The sequence below is a fragment of the Methylophilus sp. 14 genome (genome assembly GCF_015354345.1).
Taxonomy (GTDB): Bacteria; Pseudomonadota; Gammaproteobacteria; order Burkholderiales; family Methylophilaceae; genus Methylophilus.
On record NZ_JADKYS010000007.1, the window covers coordinates 101,518 to 122,299 of the forward strand.

Here is a 20,782-nt window from a genome sequence, read left to right on the forward strand (position 1 = left end):
CTTATTACCAGTCAAAACCCACTTTAAAATGCAGGCGCGTATCACCACTTTCAGCCATCCCAGCTGGCTTGAGTGGTGCCGTGTTTCCGTTTTCCAATATCCAGCTTGATTGCAACACGCGCGCAAAATCCAGGCGCATAAACAAACCATGTGCGGCCTTCACATCCAGGCCAAACCCGTAAGAGGACAAAATGTAACGCTCGATTTGCGAGAAGCGGTCATTAGCAAACGTGACCGGATCACGCGTGGTCGCCAAGCCATAATCGTAAAAAGCCAGCAAACGCATTTCGTTGACCCAGGAGCCCGCATACTTCTGTAATGGCGGCGAACGCAACTCCATGGTGAGGTTGGTACCAGTATCCCCCAGCGCGCTGGACTCGAGAAAGCCGCGCACAGTATCCAGGCCACCAATAAAAAACTGTTCGTTAGACACCAGTGAGTCGCCGGTGACTTGTCCACCCAAAGAGCCGTACCATTGCCATTGATAAGGCAGTGTCCAGGTATGCTCGAGCTGTCCTCTCAAATAAGAAAAGTTTGGTCGTGCCAGATAACGTCGCTGTACAAACTCAGCCTCTTCATTGACTAATGCCTTGGTGGAGAAAACAAAGTTCAGGTCGAGCTTGGTAGTACTCTCCGGCGTCACCAGATTGCCGGTATAGCCAATCAGCATGGGAAGATAGGTAATCGGATTACTGCCCAGGTCAGCCCCCAACCTGCGGGTGCTTTCTTTAAAGTCTTTGTAATCAACGCCCAGGGTCAAATTGTGATTAAAAGACTTGATTGGGCTGGGCATCGGATGGATATAGCGCAAACCATAAATATTACCGTTACCCACCACATTCAAATCGCCTACCGCACTGATGTCACTTTGTGAGACCACACCATACATGGCCCAATAGTCGCCGGCATAAGGGATCACATAGGTGCCCGAAAATACTTTCACCTCGTTGGCATCTTCCGGTGTCACCTGGAAACCCAGACCAATACTGTGATCGCTCTGCCACAGGTTGTCATAGCGCAAGTTGCCTGACAGGCGGGTCTTGGTGGTGTTTGGCGTGTATCGGTTGTTGTATTCCAGGCTGGCATGCAACGGAAACTTGTCATCCACCTTTAAATCCACCTCAACCATGCCTGGCGACTTGCCTGGCCGCAACACAGGCGCCACTACACGGTCTTGGTTAATATTGACCGAGGCAATTTGTTTTTGTACGGTTGGAAAGTGTGGAACATGTCCCTCTTTGAATTCCGTGACGTTCTGCTTGATTTTGCCCAAAGAGTAATAACGCGAGCCAACTACGCTCAAACGCTCCACTTTGCCCTCCAGCACTTCCAGCTTCACAACGCCGGCGTTGACCTCTTGCTCAGGAATACTCACGAACACCGTCAAATAGCCCGCCTCATGAAAGCTTTGCTCTAGTGCAGCACGCGCTTTTTCTACATCTGCGATTGAACGATGCTCACCAAGGTAGGGATAAACGGCTTTTTCAACGTCATTGACACTGAGTACGGTATTACCATTGACCACGTATTCGAAAATATCAAACTGATCCTGGGGCAACACCTCTACTGCAGCCTGCGCATTCAGCTCAGCCACCGGGGAATTACCAGGTTGCGGGGTGACCTCAGTCGCCTGCTCTGCATGCAATGCAAACGACCACAAGACACACACTCCACTCATCACACGCAGCAACAATTGCAACACCTTTCTTTTCTGTTCAACCGCCTAAGGCACTTATCGAGGCTTGCCATTTTGAAAGCACTGCGTGTCACAAAGATGAAATACGGACTAGTCCGCGGCGGTGTTTGCGTAGCCCATGCGGGCCATTGTCACCGGCCGTCAGCGCTAGGAGTGGCGCGCGCCATTGATTACACGTCACCATAAAAAAAGCACACCCGGTAAGGGTGTGCTTTTCATCAAACTTCGCAGCTTTTGGCTACTAGGAATGTCTATTAGAACAATTGTTGTGCCTGGCAGTTATTACCATTGCGTGAACCTTTAGCCACGATGGTACCCACTGTGCAAGAAGAACCGGCAAATGGGTTGATAGTCAAGCCACGTGGTACTTCAGCACAATCCAGACCAGCGAAAGCACCAACGATTTCATTGATGACAGTCTCACCGAAGGTACCGGAAGCTGAGTTAGCTACGAAAGATTTCATTTCCATATGGAAATCGTACAAACCTTGAGCCGCTGTGTAACGCGCGTTAGCATCTGTTGTTTGGCCAGAGCCAGCAACTGGTGCTTCCGGGTGAACGTTATCCAGCTTGATGTAGCGATAGCCATTCGAAGATGTATCTGTACGCCAGTTGTTTTCCAGTGACAGCACACCGATTGCAAAACCTGCTGTAGACAATGCTGTTTTGGCGTTACCAGTACCGGAACCTTCTGTGATGATCAAAGTAGGTGTGGAGTCAACCTGACCGACAGGTGCCAAAGCACCTAAAATAGATGGGTCACCATTACAAGGATTACGCAAGAAAGTCGCATTTGAAGAAGCTTGTGTACCAGAAGTAGGAACACGGCGGGCCAAGTTCAGGGCAGCCGTAGAACCAGGTACCAGAATACCGGCATCAGCAGCTGTACCACTTACGATAGAAGCATATTGCGTATGAGAAATGCTAGGTGCATTGGCTGGCAAGTAGTCAGGGTCAGCTGAGTTGGCAGCGGCTACGCTTGCATAGATGCCCTGTGCAACTTGCATCGCACGATACAGGGCAGTAGAAGTCGCGATACCGAATGCTTGACCAACGTTAGCGTTAGATTCAACACCGTAACCATCCACTGATACACCGAACAATGCAGCTTCAACGTCAGAGAAACCACCTGCTGGTTTCGCAGTCGCGCCATCAGCAGCTGTTGCTGGTGTCACAATTGCGCATGAGCGGTAGGAGGCAATCGCAGTTTGACCTGGTAAGGACAAAGTACCAGTTTGAGCCACGCAACCATCGTTAGCACCCAACTTGCCGATACGGCGCAAGTTTGTAGTGCCTACTGTACCATCACCGTCAACATCGTTAGGGATATGTGGTGCATAAGCGTTAAAAGAACCACCATCAATCGTATGATAAACTACAGAAACCTTGCCACCACGTGTACAAGCATAAGCCAGGAAGTTACTTGCAGCGGAGTTACCTGGTCTTACAGCGGCCGTTGCTGAACCGTTGTTGAACACAGACAGAGTGTTTGCATCACAACCAGCAGCAAAGCCCTGGAAAACATTGTAGGTTGGTGCTGAAGCACCAGAGATCCAGGTTTCATTCAATGCACCGTTGCCACGCGCAGTATTGATCTGTGCTTGAGTCACAGGGGCAGCAAACGCTTGACCAGCAAACAGGGTAGCTGCAACAGCCAAGCATACTTTATTAAATTTAAACATTTTTTCGCTTCCTTCGATAAAAGATTTGATTAGCGGCCAGTTTGTAAACTGGCCGTTTTTCATGGCTTTTTAATTTTGTATTAAGCCTTGCGACGACGAGCGACCAAGCCAACAACACCCAAGCCAGCCAGCAACATCGCGTAGCTGTCAGCTTCAGGTACTGGCACTACGAATTCCAACAGACCACCGGAAGTCATTTTGAATTGGAAATTACCATTTAAGCCCAGTGTATTGAATGCTACTGGAGAAGCAGCGGTTGCACCTGTCAGTTGTTGCACAACAGTCATGGTGCTATCCAGGTTATCCATAGACACATGACCTTGGCCGTTAATACGACCAGTGGAACCATAAGCTTGGCCGCCTGCATATGCTCTTGACAAGTTACTTGTCACAACGCTAGCACCATTATCAACAGTGTTGTGGTTGTCCAACGCGTTGTTGTTAGTCATGTAGCCATTGAAGTTTGCAATAGAAGTTTGCAACTGATTTGAGTTTGTCAGGTTAGCACCTGACTTGTAAGTAGAGATGATGCCGCGTGCGCCTGCACCAGTACCGGTACCATCAGCAGCATAAATAGCCCACTTGGTAGTAGAAGCGGAAGCAGTATCCCAGAATGAAGTCCATGCATTTGAGTAATCACCACCGGCCAAATCAATAGAAAATGTTTTGGACAAACCATCTGCAGACAGCGTACCGTTAGTGTGTGCATCAACAACCAAGCTCTGGAAGCTGTCGTAGCCGTAGCCCAGATCAAAAGTGGCTGACGTATTGCTGTTAAAGTCCAGCAAAGTCAGGATTAGGCTTGAGCTACCGCTTGTCGCAAATGTCATAGCCGCGTGTGCTGGAATAGTTGCAGCGGACAGAGCCAATGCAGCAACCAATGCTTTTACTTGAAATTTCATAAACTTCTCCTTAATTTTTTGAGCAAACCGATAGAAAGAGCAAACTACTAATACCTGAGCGAATACGATGAAACTCATCCCGAAAAATTATGGGGGCAGTAGATGACAGCCTTATTTTGGAAACCTAGTCCGCATGGACTAGTCTGGCCGCGTTAAACACCCGCATAAAAATCCTGACTAGTCTAGAAACTAAAAATGACAGCGTAAAAGTGAACACTAGTCCGTTCGGACTAGTCTGGTGAAGTGCACCCCAACACTAACGCCTGTGGACAAAAAGCAAGGTCATCAATTTATTGCTTACGGGTAATCAACCCCAGTTTGAGCGCCTTACTGGCGGCCTGGCTGCGGTTCTCTACATCCAGTTTGCGTAAGATATTTTGCACGTGGTTTTTAATGGTGAGCGGGCTGACCTGCATGATATTGCCGATCTCCCAATTGGTTTTGCCTGCCTGCAACCATTCCAGTACTTCGAGCTCACGCTTGCTCAGCGGTTTAATGCGGCCATTGCGTGCAGTGGTGGATAGCACGGAGGGACATTTATTGGCAGTGACTTTGACAATCGCACAGTGCAGGTGCGGCATGAGCAACTCCAGCAGGTGAGCCGTTTGCGCATTGGCTGGGGAGCTCATGCGGCCAAACATGACCATGGTGGCAATACGGCTGTGTTCGTTGCCAAAGCCATGCACCACAAAACGCTTAAGCTCCGACGCCAGCATGCGTTCAGCATCGACATGCTCAACGGCATAGTGGTTATACTGCTGCGCGGTGAGCTCGGTATGGTAAAATACTGGCATGCCCAGCTTGCTCCAGCGCGCAAAGGCTTCATTCACCAGGCCATCCTCATCATTAAGCACCTGGTCGAACTGGGTATCACCAAAATAACGGCTGGAGGTCAGGTATTCATAGTCATAACTGGCACGCTCCAAACTACGCACACCAATAATCACCACCTCATGGGCCAATAAACATTGAAACCCGCGCTGTAGCCAGTTAAAAAGGTGTGAGCGATGCTGCAGGCGCAACGACTCCTCAATCACCTCCATAAATAGCGCGCGTTGCTCTTCATTCAGTGCCAACGTCCATTGGTCGTTGACCTGATCTATCCCTGTTATTGTTGTATCCATGTGTTAACCACATTTATATAAATGCAGTAAGTTTGCTCAGAATTTGTGACAGAAAAATGATTCACACATGTCAGTTGATTGATAAATTCATGACAACGGATTAGCAACATGACTAGGAGAGGAAATTGCCATTTTCTAACTGCCTGGTTTTATTGGCACAGGCCTGTACAAGCATGACAATCACATGAATTGCGTGCCCAAGCATGTTTGGCAGCGCATGGCCGCTTGTCTTTGCCGTGTCACATGACTGTGACACAATCAGACCCATCATGAATGCGCCCGCTCACAGCTCGCACCGAACCAGACTGGCCCTGTTGCTAGCGACGGCGATCGCTTGTGGTAGCGCTGATGCGGAGACGACTGCTGTTGGTTTAACCGCACAACTACTCGCCGAACATATCCAGTTGGATAACTCCAGTGACAGTGAGTTAGTCATCAGTAATATTGACGCCGCAGAGGCAGAAAATGACGCTGTCACGCCAGCCCGCGGTCTCCAGTCATCTCAATGGAAAGGTGGTGCTGTGCCCTATCAGGCCGAGGTGCAGGCCGCTGCCGAAGCCACACAGATAGAGCCAGCACTGATTCACGCCGTGATTGCCACCGAGTCCGGCTACAACCCCAAGGCGCTGTCGCGTAAAGGCGCATATGGGCTGATGCAAGTGCTGCCCGCCACAGCACAAACCATGACAGCCATTCCGGTCAGGCAATGGTCAGTGCCACAGCAGATATTGTGGGGTTCGCATTATTTAAAGCGCATGCTGGATATGTTTGAAGGCAATGTCACCCTGGCCCTGGCGGCCTACAATGCCGGGCCACAAGCAGTGAAAACCCACCAGCACGCCGTGCCACCTTTTGCCGAAACCAGGCAATATATCCCCAAAGTGCTTGGCTATTACCAAGCGTTCAAAACCAGGCTTGCACCCACAGGTTACGGCAGCCAAGTCAGTAACTGACCTGGTTTAACGATTGACCCACGCCAGCTCCAGATCAGCCAGGGTATTCGGCTCATACACAAACAGCCACTCGCGATAATGCTTGGCGCCGTGAAAACCTGACTGCGACTCCTGGTAGCCAGTGCTGCGTATCGGCGCTAATAGCGATTGACCATGCACGCCGACAATCCGGCCATCGCGCATGATTAAGGTCATGCCCTGCTTCACAACAAACGGGTCTGGGTATAGACGGCGTAAATGTCGCTTGGGCACAGGGAAACGCTTGTCCTCAATCAACTCTTCTAGCCGTATCGGGTATTGTTTGACTGGCTGCGGGGTCGATTCATAATAACGCCCAATCGCCAAGCGATAGGCTTCGCCGGTTTCCAACAACAAGGCTTCATTACTGCGTTGGGATTGCTGCTGCCACATCACAGCGGCACCTTGCATGCCGATGGCCGCAATCACCAGCGTCACCATCACGCCTATGTAAGAAAATCCGCCTTGCCTGCGCATGCCTTGGCTTACCAGTCGGTGTAGGCTGAGCCATCGGCAGCCTGGCCGGTCGCGCTACTGTGCAGGGTATATACGCCACCCACCACAGGCAACTCCGGCGGCGTAATCACCCAGACATCATTGCGCTCAGTAATGGGGTCCCAGGGTAATTTGTCCAGGTAATGTTTATCGACCAACTCCTGCAAGGTGTCTGGATACTGGCCCTGGTCGGCATAGTATTCATCCAGTGCTTTGCGCGTGGTGGCCAGTTGCTGCTTGAGTGCCTGGTCCTTGGCGCGCTGCACGCCAGAAAAATAGCGCGGCACGGCCAGCGATAATAACAAAGCCAGAATCGATAGCACCACCAGCAGCTCTACCAGCGTAAACCCACGCCGCTTACCATTGTGCATAAGCCACTCCATTGATGCCGGTTTGCGTGCTTAATGAATACACATCGTAGACATCTTGCGTGTAGCGCGGTTGCTCAGGTGAGCTGTCGTAACTGCGTAGACCCCACGCCTGACTTAAACTGCCAGCGCTCGGATTTTTCATCATCGGGTCTTGAGGAATGCGACGTAAGAAACGTATGCGCTCATGCTTGGTACTTTTGGCATCTTCCACACCGTCGACCAGCACCTGCAAATTGGGCGGGTAACCGCTGGTATCGGCATTCTTTTTCACCCTACCCTCATCGGCCGCTTTTTTGTAGGCATCAATCGCACGCCGCATTTCACGCAAATACTCGCGTAACTGCTGCTCTTTTTGCCGCTGCACCGTCAGCTGTATCATGGGCGTGGCGATACTGGCCATGATGGCAATAATCGCCAGCGACACCATCAGTTCAATCAGGGTAAATCCAGGCGCGCGTTTCACGGTGTCAACCATCAAGGAATCACCTTGGGGGCAGGTAAAGTCGTTGTGCCCTGCTCCGAAATACCATTCACATTGTTAGACAAGCCCGGCATGGCTGACGCAGGCTGCGTAGACTCGTTGCTGGCCGGTGGTGCATCCGGGGCAGGCAATGCCACAGGCTCAGGGGCTGGTGCGGACTCTGGCGACTCATTACCCGGTACATCTGCGGCATCATTCAACTCGCGCTGGCGTTGCAACTGTTGTTCGCGTGCCTGCTGGCCACGTGTGAGTGTGTTGCTCGGCATGCTGTTTAACAGCGGCTTGTCAGAAATCACCGTGTCGGTCCCGCTCCAGTATTCAGAGAAGGTCGCTTCCGGCAAGGTCACATTGCTGATGACCTTGGGCGTGATTGCCAGCACAATTTCAGTTTTATTCTTTTCATCAATATGGCGCGAGAACAAGCGACCCAAGATCGGGATTTCACCCAGGCCTGGTAATTTATCGGCGTTTTTACGTTCCGAGTCCTGAATCAGCCCGGCCAGAATTTGTGTTTCACCATGCTTGAGGCGCAACATGGTGGTCGCGTTACGGGTGCCAATGTTATACACCTTGGAGTTGTTGCTCAGCGTAATCGCCTCGCCCAGTGAGCTGACTTCCAGGTTGACTTTAATACTGACAAAATCATCCAACATCACGCGTGGCTCGACCTCCAGCTTGAGGCCAACATCCACATAAGACACGCTCTCAGACGTCCCCACGTTGGCGGTGGTATTGGTGGTAATCACTGGCACCTTGTTACCGACCAGCACTTTGGCTTTTTCGTTATTTTTCACACGGATACGCGGGTTAGACAGCAGGTTCAAATCACTGTCTGTGGTTTTGAATTGCAGGCTGGGATTAGGGCTGACGCCAATATCAGACGATTTGATGCGCTTGAGCGCTTCCAGCGTTAACTGGCTATCGAGCACCGTGAGTGACGATGGGTAGACAATGCCCAACTGGTTCATTTTGCCGCGCGTGATTTCCATCACCTCGATTTCGAGCATCACTTCCGGGTCGGCAATATCCTGCGCCTTAATCATTTTCTCGGCCAGCGCCAGTACTTCCGGTTTATCCCTGAGCACCAGCATGTTCAGGCGCTCGTCCACATACACATCACGGATTTTTAAAATGGTGCGCAACATATCGGCACACTGCTTGGCGCTGGTGTTGGCAAAGTAAAAATTACGGATCAGCAAATCCTGGTAATCCTTGTTCTTTTGCTGCGTCGCCGGGTACACCAAGGCGCTATTGGCAGACAGCACTTTCTTTTGCAAGCCGTTGCTGGCCAGCACCATGTCTATCGCCTCTTCAATCGGCATTTTTTTCACGAATACCGAGGCTTTGGTTTCTGGCTTGATGTCTTTATCCAGCACAAAATTTACGCCCGTGGCACGCGACAAGGCCTCAAACACCACCTTGATATTGGCATCGCGTAACTCCAGCGTCACCGGTTTGTTCAAGCTGGTTTGCAATTGCGGCAAGGCTGCACGGGCACGCGGCTCCATGGCGATCAGTTGTTTTTCCAGGGCCTGCGCTTCGGCATTGGTGGGTTGCTCCAGCAAAATATCACGCACTTCTTTCAAAGCCTGTTTGGGGCTATCCATATGCTGTTTAACGGCATCCAACTGCTTGCGCAAGGCGACTTCACGCGCGCTGGCGTTCTCATAGGCCTGCGCTTTAATATGGTGCGGATCCAACGTTAAAATACGCGCATACACCTGCTTGGCCGCCGCAATATCGCCTCTGGCATCGGCAGCTTCAGCCTCGGCAGACAGCACATTAATGGCCTGTTCGCGCTCGCGGAACCAGCGGTTACGCAACACCACATCCGCCGGGCGCTCTGCCACTTGTTGCGCCAACTCATGCACTTTACCTTCTGGGGTGGTCGCGGTGAGTTTGGGCGGGAACAGGCCACACGATGACAACACCCAGGCCGACAGACTGATGGCGACATAACGCGGAATCGCAGTCCGCAAAGGCTGATTTAACTGAAAAGCATTCATTGGTTAAGCATTTCTTCCTGATGATTGTTGTCAGCGTCCGTCATCGCCTGGCGCTGGCCAGCCGCTGTCGCTGTTTTGGTTTTGCTCAGTACCACCACCTTATTCAGCGGCACATAGGTGAAATACACAGATTGCATATCTTCACGGTCGAGTCGCCACTGCGCACTGACATTGCCCCCCAGCTTGGGCAGTAGCACTTTTTTCTGCTGCATTAAAATCACCACATCGCCGCCTGGCACATCCTGCATGCTGCCCACATAGCTATAAGGCAAAGGGGGTGCCTCAGGCGGTGGCGGTGGTTGCGGCTTGGGCGGTGGTGGCAACCACTCATGTGCCGCAAAAAGGGCATGGCTCAGCTTGTTGGCTGGCAACTGGCGTGTGAAATAAGTCCCCTCACTGGCAGGTACGGCGGCGACCGAGACTGATGCCGTCGCAGGTGCCACAACGGGCTGACTGTCAGGTGCTAACGGTATGGCGACCACTTCGTCGTGTGGCAGTGGTCTGCTCACCCTCGGTTTGGCAGCCTCCACGGTAGTATCAGCAGCAACCTCCTCTTGCGACCATTGCCAATAGACCAGACCCAGCGTGAGCAACAGGGCCAGCCACAACAGCGGTCGTGTGGATGGTTTGGACTCAGACACCATCTGCACGCCCTCCGCGGATAAACACCGAGAATGTCAATGTGGCGTCGACAACGGGCTGTACCGTTTCATTTTTACGCAGCTCCAGCCCGGTCAATGCCATAGAGGGATATTGCCGCAGCACATCCAGGATGAACTGGCGACAAGTCGCGTAGTCGGCCTGTATGGTAAAACGCATATCAAACTGCTGAATGTCATGTGTCGCCGCATTAGACTGGTGTGCCTGCCACTGGTAATCGCCCACATTGAGGGCGATCTGCCGTTTTTGCGCCAGGCTGGCAATATGCATCATGCGTGGCGAAAGATCACTAAATGCCGGCAATTGCTGCCAAAGTACAGCCAACTGCACAGGATCATCTGGTAACGATGGCGCTTTAACAGCAGAATCTGGTTTCGCCGAGTTTTTTTCTGCGACCACAGGCGCAGCGACCAGGCGTTGTGTCGCCAGTTGCCGGATGTCTTTTTCCAGCGCGTCTATCTGCGCCACCTGCGAAGATTGCTGATGTGATAACAGGCCCCACATCAGCAGTAATGCAAGCGATAACACCATGGGCAACCAGCCTAAATACCAGGCCGCGCGGCGCAGCAGCCAGACCACATTCATAGGCGCCACGTTCATTGGCGAAGGAAAACGTACTACAGTCACGGCTGCCACCCCCCCTGAATCTCAAAACTGACCGGACGTTGCGGATGACTCTCGTTGACCTGGTGTTTTTGCAGATGTACCTGCTTCAGCACTGGCACCACCTGCAACTGACTCATATACTTCAATAAATCCTGATAACTCTTGGCCTCGCCTGACAGCACAAACTGCGCACGGTTGGCATCGGGCAACAATTGCAATAAAGCAATCTCTGGCACTTGTTGTGACTCCAGCGCTTGTAGCAAATCAAACCAGCGCACATTGAGCTGCTGCACTATTTTTTCGGCCGCTTTCTGCTCTGGCTGGCTTAATACCCTCACCGTTTGCTTGGCGGCCACTTTGTTGACTGGCGAATGTGCAGCGGTTGTCGCCGTTGTCTGTTGTTGAATCAACTGCTGCTGACGTTGTGCAAGCTGCTGCAACTGCACCTCAGTGTCGGTGACCCCTGCATACTTCACCGCTACCAGCACGCCTAATAACATCACCAGCACCGCGCCAGGCCAGCGCAATAACTGCCAGGCAAATGCTGGCCGTGAAAACTCCAGCTGATAATTCGGGTTAGGCCACATGCGCAAGCTCCTGCTGACATGGGGCAACTGCACGACTGGCTGGCAAGACTTGCCAGGACACCTGGCCAGACAATGCCTGTTTTAAGGAGCGCCCCGTTTTTTCCATCACCTGGCGACCAGGCTCCAGCAACCAGTAGCACGAGGAAGCCTGCACGCCCAGCAAGGTACGTTCGCGCATGAGCCAGGCTGCCATGGCATTCACGTCCGTCATCTCCGTCGCCAGGCTGGCGACATGGGTCATGTGACCCTGATCCAGTTGCAATAATCGCAGCATCTGTGGCTCAGCCGTCAGCACCGTCCCTGTCGCTGGCAAACGCGTATTCGCCCACAGGGCGCTGGCATAAGGCTGCACCGACCACTGCATGGCATGTCTGGCCAATAATGCATTTATATCCAGGGATGCCAAGGCGGGAATCGCCACCAGCAAGCTGTCTTGCGGCTGCTGGATATCCTGCAAACGGAACGGCCAGGCTCGCGCGGCCTCACCGTAGGTTTGCATCAAGATCGCGCGGGCATAGGCCTGCTGCTCCTGCCCAGACAGATCCAGCGACTGCACGCTTTGCGTCATGGCAGGCAAGCGCAACAGATGCACGTGCTTATCAGCAATAGTGACTTCTATGCGCCGCCAACGACTGGCGGGGAGTTGTGACAACAGCGCTGGCAGTGCCGCTTGCAAATCCGTGCCGTTCCAGCGGCTTTGCGCGGTCAGGCGACGCGTGCGCAAGCCCGCAGGCCTGTGCGCTGCCAGTAACTGGTCTGCGGTCACCAGCACCCTGGTCAGGCCGCAACAGGACCACTCAGGCAATAAACGTGACACGGTTGATCTCCTGTAAGCTGGTCATGCCTTCTGCGGCTGCACTAACGGCGGCCTCACGAATCGTGCGCATGCCATTTCTGGCTGCCGCTTCTTTGAGTTGACGGATTGGCTGCCTGGCGATAATCATCTCGCGCAGCTCATCATTGAGCACCAACATTTCTGCCACGGCCTTGCGCCCTTTGTAACCGGTACCGCGGCAATGGCCGCAGCCTTGCGCGTGTTTGAACTGCATGCCAGCGGCCTGCGCTGCCGTCAGGCCAGACGCACGTAACATTTCCTCATCTGGCACAAACGGTTCGGCACAATGCGGACACAAGGCGCGCACCAGCCGCTGGGCGACGATGCCATTGACCGCCGACACAAAATGGTAAGGATCGACGCCCATATGCATAAAGCGGCCGATCACATCCAGCACGCTGTTGGCGTGCACGGTGGAAAACACCAGGTGACCGGTCAGTGCCGCCTGCACGGCAATTTGCGCCGTTTCAGCATCACGGATTTCACCGACCATGATTTTGTCTGGGTCGTGACGCAAAATCGAGCGCAGGCCGCGCGCAAAGGTGAGGCCTTTTTTCTCATTGACCGGGATTTGCAATACACCCGGCAATTGATATTCGACCGGGTCTTCAATGGTAATGATTTTGTCAAAGCCGGTATTCACTTCTGAAATCGCGGCATATAAAGAAGTCGTTTTACCGCTACCGGTCGGGCCTGTGACCAGCACCATGCCATACGGCTCGCTGGCCAGTTTTCTAAAGCGCGCAATCACATCGGCATCAAACCCCAGTGCTTTCAAGCTGAGGCCTTGCGCCTGCTCAGTCAGGGCTTTGCGATCCAGCACACGCAACACAGCATCCTCACCAAAAGCACTCGGCATGATAGAAACACGGAAATCGATCAGCCTGCCCATGGCGTGCACTTTAAAGCGGCCATCTTGCGGAATGCGGCGCTCGGCAATATCCAGTTGCGCCATCACCTTAATCCGTGAAATCGCCTGCTCTGCGCTGTCCAGGCCAGGGCTGTTGGCAATACTGGCCATCACGCCGTCAATGCGGTATTTCACCGCCAGGCCGCCAGGATGCGTTTCCAGGTGTATGTCACTGGCACCGGTTTTGAGCGCATCATACAAGGTGGAGTTAATCAGTTTGACGATGGGGTTGGCATCTTCGTGAATAGACTTCAGCGACAACTGCATGACGACTTCTTCGTCGCCTTCGGCTGCGGCATGCTCGGTCGAGAGACCGACGCCATCCATGGCGCGCATGGTTTCTTCTTCGCCTGCCAGATAGGCACTAATCTCTAAACGATGCGCCAAGCGCCACTCAAACGGCACTTGCACCGCATGCTGCGCCCACAGTGGCAACTGGCGGTCAAACGGATCAGCAAACACCAAAATGAGGGTTTGTGCCGCATCATAAAACGCCAGGCACTCTTTCTGCTGCGCCTCGTTATAGCTCACTACATCAAAGGCCACTTGCCATTCGCGCATCTCACGCATGGTCGCCAGCGGGTAATGCAGCAACTGCGCCAGTTGACTCACCAGCATTTCACTGTCTGCCGGGACGATGTCTTCCAACACTTCAATCACGCGGCGTTGTTGTTGCAAGGCCTGTGTTTGCGCAAGGGATAAGGTGTCGGCAGAGAGCATGGGCAAAGGCTGGTTCATTGGATTTGCCCCGCCAGTTCAAAAATAGGCATATACAGTAACAACACGACGACACCGATGACCAGACCGATAAACAGCATGAGCAAAGGCTCAAACAACTTGGTAAACCAGTCTATCCAGCGTGCCAGCTCTTCATCATAAAACCCGGCAATGCTGTCCATCATCTGCGCCACATTGCCACCACGTTCGCCGACCAGCAGCATACGCTCGCCAATCGGCGTGGTCATTCCGACCGTCTGAAACGCATGGGAGAGCGGCTGCCCCTGACTAATCATGGTTTGCGCCTGTTGCAGGCTGCGCGCCATACTGCTATCCAGCAAGCCGCCCAGAGAGTCGAGCGCGGTCATGATCGGTGTACCACCGGCTAGCAACATGCCCAAGGTGCGGTAAAAGCGGGCGAGCTGGTAGAGATGGAGTTTTTCACCAATCGCCGGAATGCGCCAAATCGCTTTGAGCATGGACTGCCGTGTCGCCGGTGTTTTGAACAGCAGTATCAGGCCAATGACCATCACGACCAATATCGCCAGCATGGTCTCGCCATGTTGCGAAATCAGCGAACCCCATTGCAACATCACTTTGGACATCCAGGGCAAATCCGCGCCGGTGCCTTCATACACACTGCTAAATTTAGGCACGACAAAGCCCATTAAAAAGGCAATCACCAACCCGCCTACCACCATCAACAACAAGGGGTAAATCGAGGCACTGACGATTTTCTTTTTGAGCAGCGAGACCTGGTTGTCGTAGGCAATATAGCGTGTCAGGGCATTGCCCAAATCACCGGTGCGCTCAGCGGCCTTGACGGTGGCGATATAGAGCGGTGGAAAGACTGTTGGCTGGCGTTCAAGCGCGGCGGAGAATGATTTGCCTTGCTGCAGCGACTGCAAGATCCCCTGCAACACCGTGCGCGTCTGATCCTGACGTAACGCCAGCGCATCAATGGCCTCGACTAGGTTCAAGCCGGAATGCAATAAGGCCAGCAACTCCTGACTGAACAAGGCCAGCGGAAACGTTTCGCGCTTGGAGACTTTGGCCGCCTTGTGCGCATGCAGCGACACTGGCATGAGGCCTTTGGATTTCAGTTGTGCGTATGCGTCCTGTTCATCGTCAGCCTGCAATTCCACCATTGCCAGCGTAGAACCATTGAGCACTTTTGCCTGATAATGCATGGCGGTTTACCAGTTGGTAATGTCCTGTGCTTCGTCGCTGCCGCCAACCTGGCCATCTTTGCCCAGGCTAAACAAATCATATTCGCCATGCTGACCAGGAGCACGGTACTGGTAAGGCTTGCCCCACGGGTCATTGGGGACTTCTTTTTTCAGGTAGGGGCCGCTCCAGTGCGTATTGTTATCGGCGTTAGTCATCAAGGCCTGCAATCCTTGCTCTGTGCTTGGGTAATGCCCAACATCGAGCCGGAACTGATCCAGCGCCTGCTCCAGTGCTGCAATTTGCGCCTTGGCGGTTTTGAGTTCAGATTTCCCAATCTGCTGAAAATACTTGGGCCCGACGTAGCCCGCCAGTAAGCCAATAATGACCATGACGACCAATAACTCCAGCAAGGTAAAACCGCGGCTATGCTGCACAGTACGACAAGGCATCAAAATTGCTCCATGAAAATTTGATGACAATACTAAGCAGATTAGATTGCAGAAAAGTGGCGGCAATGTGACAAGCTGTCATAGTTGTAAAGGATTGCTATCGCAATTGACTCGGCCATTGCCATAAAAAAAGCGCCCGAAGGCGCTGTTTTTATGGCAATGGCCGATAAGCCGTTTACTTATTCGCCAAGAAAGCCTCCGCTCTGATGCGCCCACAGCTTGGCATAAATCCCGTCCTTTGCCAGCAAGGCGTGATGGGTGCCGGACTCCACAATACGGCCCTGATCCAGCACAATCAGTCTATCCATCGCGGCAATCGTGGATAAACGGTGTGCAATTGCAATCACGGTTTTACCCTCCATCAACTGGGCGAGATGATGTTGAATCGCCAGTTCGACCTCAGAGTCTAGTGCACTGGTTGCCTCATCTAGCACCAAAATCGGTGCATTTTTGAGCATCACCCTGGCAATCGCAATGCGCTGGCGTTGGCCACCAGACAGTTTAACGCCACGCTCACCCACATGCACATCATAGCCAGTGCGGCCTTTGGCATCGCGCAGGGTCAAGATAAAGTCATGCGCTTCTGCACGTTTGGCCGCGAGGATCATTTCTTCGTCTGACGCATCAGGACGGCCATACAGAATGTTTTCGCGCACAGAGCGGTGCAATAAGGACGTATCTTGCGTGACCATGCCGATCTGGTGGCGCAATGAATCCTGTGTCACCTGGTCTATGGCCTGGCCATCAATGCGGATATGCCCAGATTGAATATCGTAAAACCGCATGAGCAAGTTCACGATGGTAGATTTGCCTGCCCCAGAACGACCGACCAGGCCGACTCGTTCACCCGGCTGTATGCATAATTCAAAATGTTGTAACAAGGCACCTTGTTTTTCATAAGCAAAGTTCACTTGCTCAAAACGGACTTCCCCGCGCGGCACTTGCAATGTCACGGCACCTGGCGCATCAATGATGTTATTCGCCATTGATAAGGTGTTCATGCCGTCTTGCACGGTACCGATCTGCTCATACAGCGAGGTCAGCTCCCACATCACCCAATGCGAAATCCCGTTCAGGCGTAAACTCATCGCCATCACCGCAGCCACAGCGCCTGCAGCCACCAGGCTTTGCGACCACAGCCACAATACCATGCTGCCACTAGCAATAATGAGGCACATATTCAGAAAATGGTTGATACTCTCTACCCAGCTCACCATGCGCATTTGCCCATGCACCGTGTCGAGAAATTCTTGCATGGCTGATTGCGCGTAGCCAGCCTCGCGGCCGGCATGTGAAAATAATTTGACTGTAGAAATATTGGTATAGGCATCGGTGATGCGCCCTGTCATCAAAGCGCGTGCATCCGCCTGCCGTTGTGACACCTTGGCCAGCCGCGGAATAAAAAAGACCAGCGCACAGCCATACAAACAAAGCCAACCCAGAAAAGGCAACACCATCCACGGATGAAAGCTGCCAACCACCGTGACAATCGTGGTGAAATAAAGCAATACATACACCATGATATCGGCGAGGATAAACCACACCTCGCGCACCGCGAGCGCGGTTTGCATGACCTTGGCGGAGACGCGCCCGGCAAACTCGTCCTGATAGAAGCCCATGCTCTGATTGAGCATATGCTGATGGAACTGCCAGCGTAACCGCATGGGAAAGTTACCCGCCAGCGTCTGGTGCTTGATCAAGGTTTGGCAGATGATGATCAGCGTACTCCCCATCAGTACCGCGCCGACCAGCCATAAGGTATGGTGGTGCGTACTCCATAATTGGCTGGGCACAATGGCGGTCAATTTATCGACCACTTTGCCCATTAAAGCGAACAATAACGCCTCGAACGAACCGATACAGGCGGTGAGTATGGTCATGGCCAAAATATAGCGGCGCATGCCATAAGAGCATGCCCACATAAAAGGCCAGAAACGTGTAGGCAAGCGCGTCAGGATTTCTGCGGGAAACGGTGAAACCAGCGCTTCAAAACGGTTAAACAATTGCATGGTCAACTACTTTGAATAGACGGTACAAACCGCTTCTGCCGCAATACCTTCACTACGTCCGGTAAAGCCAAGTTTTTCTGTCGTCGTAGCTTTGACATTGACTTGCTCAAGTGTCACCTGGCAATCACTGGCAATATGTTTGCACATCTGAGCCGTATGTTTGCTCAAGCGCGGCGCTTCGCATATCACGGTCGCGTCAATATTACCAACCAGGTAACTTTTATCCTGCAACAATTGCACAACATGCCGCAGCAATTCGCGTGAGTCTATGCCTTTAAAGCGCATATCGGTCGGTGGAAAATGTTTGCCGATATCCCCCAAACCCACAGCCCCTAGTAAAGCATCGCAAATTGCGTGTAACAAGACATCGGCATCAGAATGGCCATCTAGGCCGTGGCTATGCGGGATATTTACGCCGCCAATAATGCAGTCACGCCCGGTGACTAAGGCATGTACGTCAAAACCATGTCCAATTCTTACAGGAATCATATGCTACTTTCTATTTCAGAGTCGACTGCATCAAGGCAGCCACCATTTGCAAGTCATCTGGGTAGGTGACCTTCATATTTTTAAGACTACCAAGTACCAATTGCGGCTGCTTGCCCATCCATTCCATGGCCTGTGCCTCATCGGTAGGATGCCGTGATAAATAAGTATGCAGAGCATTGTGTAGATCGACATAGCGAAACATTTGCGGTGTTTGCGCCTGCCACAAATGTTCGCGCGGAATGGTTTCAGTAATCCCCCCCTGATGGTCTGCGCGTTTCAGCGTATCGGCTAAGGGTAAGGCCAAAATGCCACCGGTATCTGATGTGCCCACAGCATCCATTAACCGCTGCAACATCTTCTGATCAATCCCAGGCCTGGCCGCATCATGTACCAGCATCCAGTCGGCAGGCTGTACTCGGTCACGCAGCGCCTTCAGTCCATTTAAAACACTCTCGGCGCGCGTGGCGCCGCCACAAGAGATCACCTGGGTTTTTTGACAGCCATTCAATAAAGAGGGTTGCCAGTCCAAATCATCTTCTGCGATCACGATAGTAATACTGACAATCTGCTCGCAAGACTCAAAACGCTGAATCACGTGCCTCAGCAGAGGCTCCCCAAGTAAGGATAGATACTGCTTAGGCAACGTTGATTGCATGCGCGTGCCACGACCAGCAGAAGGGATTAAGACATGATATTGAGACATCCTGTTATTTTAACATGCCTATTAGTAGGCTCTGATGACCGCCATTTAATCAATTCAATCACTTTGCGCTGATCTCATCTCTTGATAGCGCTAATGTTTGAATGCCATAGTTTGGGTTATTTTTTAAGAGGTGTTTCATGGAGGCACAAGAAATAAACTAACAACCGTGCGCAGGGCTACCAACTAATTTTTTAGCTACGCAGCAGCCGATATGCTTTCATAGCAATATCAATAGGGGTGACACGCTATTTAGATTGTTTTGACCAGCGCTCGGTCACTGGCGGCGGTGCCCTAAATAAGGCTAAATAAAACACGATTTAGTCACCTCAAAAGCAAAAAACCTCCACGACGGAGGTTTTTTAGACAACACGCAATACCTACATATCAACTGCGACTGCGACGCATCACACCACTGATTACACCTAAACCCAACAACAGCATCGCCACGCGTTCAGGCTCAGGCACCGCCGTCACTTGTCCAGGGGTCATAGCCCATGCATAACCAAAGGCGGCTTTAGCGCCAAGATTTTGGTAGCCAGTGGCGTTATCAAAGATATATGCTTTAAAAGGATCCGACGCGTACTCTGTTCCAGCCCAATAATAGTTAAGCTACAAGTGAGTGAAGGTATTGATGTTCTCTTTAGGACCATGGTCAGGTTGATAGTAAGCGTTAAAATTATCATAAACATACTCTGGTTTACCAGCCAGTTCTTGGTAATACAGCTCAACAGATTCATCCCCCCTGAAAGTGCCGTTAGTGTTGGTACTAAAGCCCCTACTCAAGTTATCCACGGTAGGCAAATACCATTGGTTGCTGCCTGCATAACTGATGCTGTTCAGATAGTTAACAAAGGCCAGCGCACCAAACCAGCTAGTAGCGCCATTGGAACCGAAATCATAATTGCTGAGTTGGTAAATGCCTGTTGGGCTATAAGGGTTAGGTGAGTTGATGATGAAAGGGCTGTAAGCAATAATCGAATCAATGATATCAGCGAGGCCGTTAGCATTATTGTCTGTACTGCTGGCAATCCAAGTGCCCAACAGGTTAGCATCTTTAGTCCAAGTGACATCGCTCACAGAACTATATACCAACTGTGTGCCACTGCTAGTGGTGATAGAAGTGAGGGCTGCTTGAGCGCTGAGACTAAAAGCACTCAGCGTCACGCTCACCGCGATTAAGGCGGATTTTATTGCGGGGGTGGTCAAATTAAACATCACTGCAGCCTCTCATAAAATTAAAATAAAAAAACAGCCTCATAAATAGATTATTTTTTAATAATCATCCCTACACACCGTGATCCATCGTACAAAACAAACTTCACCACGCCCTCCTCGCGAGGTGCGGCGCACAAATAACGTATGTTGCATTTGGTTAAAAATCCTACTGTTTTTAATTCTTGCTAACCTCTCAACTTAAAAACGTTGCACATCAATTTACAACCCACTGCGCGTGCCAGCAACAATCAACTGTGTAGTTTTTTTCAATCTAAATAATTGAATCTAATTAATATTATAGATGTGGAAAATTAGCAATTCAAGGCAAGTGGTTAACTTTGGAAATCACCCACTTGGGCCAATGACATATACGTTGGAGTCTTTTACTATGCATAAAACGAGGGAGAAGACACCAATCAACAACCGCTCTAGCGGTGCAAATAATGTGCAGTCGCAGTACAGATTTCATGGCAGTCTATTTTGATTCTATCTTAATAGACATTGACAACCCGGTGCTTGCACCGGGTTTTTTTCTGCCCAGCGATCCACTGATGATGAAATAAAGAATCGAGAATGGCTGAGACAGCCAATAAAAAACCCAGCACTGTTGTGCTGGGTTTTTATGTAAGGAGCTTGGGGATGACCTACTTTCGCATACGAAGAGTACACTATCATTGGCGCAAGTTCGTTTCACGGCCCTGTTC

Annotated in this window: 21 protein-coding genes; 1 reads left to right on the forward strand and 20 read right to left on the reverse strand. The window is 51.7% G+C overall.

What is annotated here, in order from left to right:
* Positions 1-4: 4 nt before the first annotated feature.
* From INP78_RS13495 to epsA, 4 genes are all read right to left on the reverse strand, one after another.
* Positions 5-1,669: a ShlB/FhaC/HecB family hemolysin secretion/activation protein gene (locus tag INP78_RS13495; protein WP_368668004.1), complete on the reverse strand. Its 1,665-nt coding sequence runs from the start codon at positions 1,667-1,669 to the stop codon at positions 5-7.
* Between the two features lie 281 nt (positions 1,670-1,950).
* Complete coding sequence (locus INP78_RS13500; RefSeq protein ID WP_194742712.1) at positions 1,951-3,378, reverse strand: hypothetical protein; 1,428 nt, start codon at positions 3,376-3,378, stop codon at positions 1,951-1,953.
* 80 nt (positions 3,379-3,458) lie between these two features.
* Complete coding sequence (locus INP78_RS13505; RefSeq protein ID WP_194742713.1) at positions 3,459-4,280, reverse strand: PEP-CTERM sorting domain-containing protein; 822 nt, start codon at positions 4,278-4,280, stop codon at positions 3,459-3,461.
* A 290-nt stretch (positions 4,281-4,570) separates the two neighbouring features.
* Positions 4,571-5,404, reverse strand: coding sequence for an XrtB/PEP-CTERM-associated transcriptional regulator EpsA (gene epsA, locus INP78_RS13510; protein WP_228522902.1), 834 nt, complete (start codon positions 5,402-5,404; stop codon positions 4,571-4,573).
* A 269-nt stretch (positions 5,405-5,673) separates the two neighbouring features.
* Here epsA and INP78_RS13515 point away from each other — a divergent pair, with 269 nt between their 5' ends.
* Positions 5,674-6,357, forward strand: coding sequence for a lytic transglycosylase domain-containing protein (locus INP78_RS13515; RefSeq protein ID WP_228522903.1), 684 nt, complete (start codon positions 5,674-5,676; stop codon positions 6,355-6,357).
* A 6-nt stretch (positions 6,358-6,363) separates the two neighbouring features.
* Here the strand turns inward: INP78_RS13515 and INP78_RS13520 are convergent, their stop codons facing one another.
* From INP78_RS13520 to INP78_RS13595, 16 genes are all read right to left on the reverse strand, one after another.
* A complete protein-coding gene (locus tag INP78_RS13520) occupies positions 6,364-6,852 on the reverse strand; it encodes a type II secretion system protein (RefSeq protein ID WP_194742714.1) in 489 nt (162 codons plus the stop codon).
* A gap of 8 nt (positions 6,853-6,860) precedes the next feature.
* Complete coding sequence (locus tag INP78_RS13525; protein ID WP_194742715.1) at positions 6,861-7,241, reverse strand: type II secretion system protein; 381 nt, start codon at positions 7,239-7,241, stop codon at positions 6,861-6,863.
* Complete coding sequence (locus tag INP78_RS13530) at positions 7,228-7,716, reverse strand: type II secretion system protein (protein ID WP_194742716.1); 489 nt, start codon at positions 7,714-7,716, stop codon at positions 7,228-7,230. The genes INP78_RS13525 and INP78_RS13530 overlap by 14 nt, the downstream gene beginning before the upstream one ends.
* Positions 7,716-9,728 carry a secretin and TonB N-terminal domain-containing protein gene (locus INP78_RS13535; RefSeq protein ID WP_194742717.1) on the reverse strand — a complete coding sequence of 671 codons (2,013 nt, stop codon included), beginning with the start codon at positions 9,726-9,728 and terminating at the stop codon, positions 7,716-7,718. Before INP78_RS13535 ends, INP78_RS13530 begins: the two co-directional genes overlap by 1 nt.
* Entirely contained in the window at positions 9,725-10,372 is a 648-nt protein-coding gene (locus INP78_RS13540) for a hypothetical protein (protein WP_194742718.1), read from the reverse strand. Before INP78_RS13540 ends, INP78_RS13535 begins: the two co-directional genes overlap by 4 nt.
* Entirely contained in the window at positions 10,362-11,015 is a 654-nt protein-coding gene (locus INP78_RS13545; protein ID WP_368668002.1) for a hypothetical protein, read from the reverse strand. The genes INP78_RS13540 and INP78_RS13545 overlap by 11 nt, the downstream gene beginning before the upstream one ends.
* The gene (locus INP78_RS13550; protein ID WP_194742719.1) at positions 11,012-11,581 is read right to left on the reverse strand and encodes a PilN domain-containing protein; all 570 of its coding nucleotides are present in this window, start codon (positions 11,579-11,581) and stop codon (positions 11,012-11,014) included. Before INP78_RS13550 ends, INP78_RS13545 begins: the two co-directional genes overlap by 4 nt.
* Positions 11,571-12,398 carry a hypothetical protein gene (locus INP78_RS13555; RefSeq protein ID WP_194742720.1) on the reverse strand — a complete coding sequence of 276 codons (828 nt, stop codon included), beginning with the start codon at positions 12,396-12,398 and terminating at the stop codon, positions 11,571-11,573. Before INP78_RS13555 ends, INP78_RS13550 begins: the two co-directional genes overlap by 11 nt.
* Positions 12,379-14,064 carry a GspE/PulE family protein gene (locus tag INP78_RS13560; RefSeq protein WP_194742721.1) on the reverse strand — a complete coding sequence of 562 codons (1,686 nt, stop codon included), beginning with the start codon at positions 14,062-14,064 and terminating at the stop codon, positions 12,379-12,381. Before INP78_RS13560 ends, INP78_RS13555 begins: the two co-directional genes overlap by 20 nt.
* The gene (locus INP78_RS13565; protein WP_194742722.1) at positions 14,061-15,233 is read right to left on the reverse strand and encodes a type II secretion system F family protein; all 1,173 of its coding nucleotides are present in this window, start codon (positions 15,231-15,233) and stop codon (positions 14,061-14,063) included. The genes INP78_RS13560 and INP78_RS13565 overlap by 4 nt, the downstream gene beginning before the upstream one ends.
* A 6-nt stretch (positions 15,234-15,239) precedes the next feature.
* Entirely contained in the window at positions 15,240-15,662 is a 423-nt protein-coding gene (gspG, locus tag INP78_RS13570; RefSeq protein ID WP_194742723.1) for a type II secretion system major pseudopilin GspG, read from the reverse strand.
* A 179-nt stretch (positions 15,663-15,841) separates the two neighbouring features.
* Positions 15,842-17,671: an ABC transporter ATP-binding protein gene (locus INP78_RS13575; RefSeq protein WP_194742724.1), complete on the reverse strand. Its 1,830-nt coding sequence runs from the start codon at positions 17,669-17,671 to the stop codon at positions 15,842-15,844.
* A 6-nt stretch (positions 17,672-17,677) separates the two neighbouring features.
* Entirely contained in the window at positions 17,678-18,160 is a 483-nt protein-coding gene (gene ispF, locus INP78_RS13580) for a 2-C-methyl-D-erythritol 2,4-cyclodiphosphate synthase (protein WP_194742725.1), read from the reverse strand.
* 10 nt (positions 18,161-18,170) lie between these two features.
* Positions 18,171-18,863, reverse strand: a complete 693-nt coding sequence (ispD, locus tag INP78_RS13585; protein WP_194742726.1) for a 2-C-methyl-D-erythritol 4-phosphate cytidylyltransferase — start codon at positions 18,861-18,863, stop codon at positions 18,171-18,173.
* 384 nt (positions 18,864-19,247) lie between these two features.
* Positions 19,248-19,352 carry a PEP-CTERM sorting domain-containing protein gene (locus tag INP78_RS14615; RefSeq protein WP_228522904.1) on the reverse strand — a complete coding sequence of 35 codons (105 nt, stop codon included), beginning with the start codon at positions 19,350-19,352 and terminating at the stop codon, positions 19,248-19,250.
* A gap of 120 nt (positions 19,353-19,472) precedes the next feature.
* Positions 19,473-20,078: a hypothetical protein gene (locus INP78_RS13595; RefSeq protein ID WP_194742727.1), complete on the reverse strand. Its 606-nt coding sequence runs from the start codon at positions 20,076-20,078 to the stop codon at positions 19,473-19,475.
* Positions 20,079-20,782: the final 704 nt, after the last annotated feature.

Coding starts and splice junctions, on each gene's coding strand:
- INP78_RS13500 (WP_194742712.1), bottom strand. CDS start 3,378: ATGTTTAAATTTAATAAAGTATGCTTGGCTGTTGCAGCTACCCTGTTT.
- INP78_RS13505 (WP_194742713.1), bottom strand. CDS start 4,280: ATGAAATTTCAAGTAAAAGCATTGGTTGCTGCATTGGCTCTGTCCGCT.
- epsA (WP_228522902.1), bottom strand. CDS start 5,404: ATGGATACAACAATAACAGGGATAGATCAGGTCAACGACCAATGGACG.
- INP78_RS13515 (WP_228522903.1), top strand. CDS start 5,674: ATGAATGCGCCCGCTCACAGCTCGCACCGAACCAGACTGGCCCTGTTG.
- INP78_RS13520 (WP_194742714.1), bottom strand. CDS start 6,852: ATGCGCAGGCAAGGCGGATTTTCTTACATAGGCGTGATGGTGACGCTG.
- INP78_RS13525 (WP_194742715.1), bottom strand. CDS start 7,241: ATGCACAATGGTAAGCGGCGTGGGTTTACGCTGGTAGAGCTGCTGGTG.
- INP78_RS13530 (WP_194742716.1), bottom strand. CDS start 7,716: ATGGTTGACACCGTGAAACGCGCGCCTGGATTTACCCTGATTGAACTG.
- INP78_RS13535 (WP_194742717.1), bottom strand. CDS start 9,728: ATGAATGCTTTTCAGTTAAATCAGCCTTTGCGGACTGCGATTCCGCGT.
- INP78_RS13540 (WP_194742718.1), bottom strand. CDS start 10,372: ATGGTGTCTGAGTCCAAACCATCCACACGACCGCTGTTGTGGCTGGCC.
- INP78_RS13550 (WP_194742719.1), bottom strand. CDS start 11,581: ATGTGGCCTAACCCGAATTATCAGCTGGAGTTTTCACGGCCAGCATTT.
- INP78_RS13560 (WP_194742721.1), bottom strand. CDS start 14,064: ATGAACCAGCCTTTGCCCATGCTCTCTGCCGACACCTTATCCCTTGCG.
- INP78_RS13565 (WP_194742722.1), bottom strand. CDS start 15,233: ATGCATTATCAGGCAAAAGTGCTCAATGGTTCTACGCTGGCAATGGTG.
- gspG (WP_194742723.1), bottom strand. CDS start 15,662: ATGCCTTGTCGTACTGTGCAGCATAGCCGCGGTTTTACCTTGCTGGAG.
- INP78_RS13575 (WP_194742724.1), bottom strand. CDS start 17,671: ATGCAATTGTTTAACCGTTTTGAAGCGCTGGTTTCACCGTTTCCCGCA.
- ispF (WP_194742725.1), bottom strand. CDS start 18,160: ATGATTCCTGTAAGAATTGGACATGGTTTTGACGTACATGCCTTAGTC.
- ispD (WP_194742726.1), bottom strand. CDS start 18,863: ATGTCTCAATATCATGTCTTAATCCCTTCTGCTGGTCGTGGCACGCGC.
- INP78_RS14615 (WP_228522904.1), bottom strand. CDS start 19,352: ATGACCCCTGGACAAGTGACGGCGGTGCCTGAGCCTGAACGCGTGGCG.
- INP78_RS13595 (WP_194742727.1), bottom strand. CDS start 20,078: ATGTTTAATTTGACCACCCCCGCAATAAAATCCGCCTTAATCGCGGTG.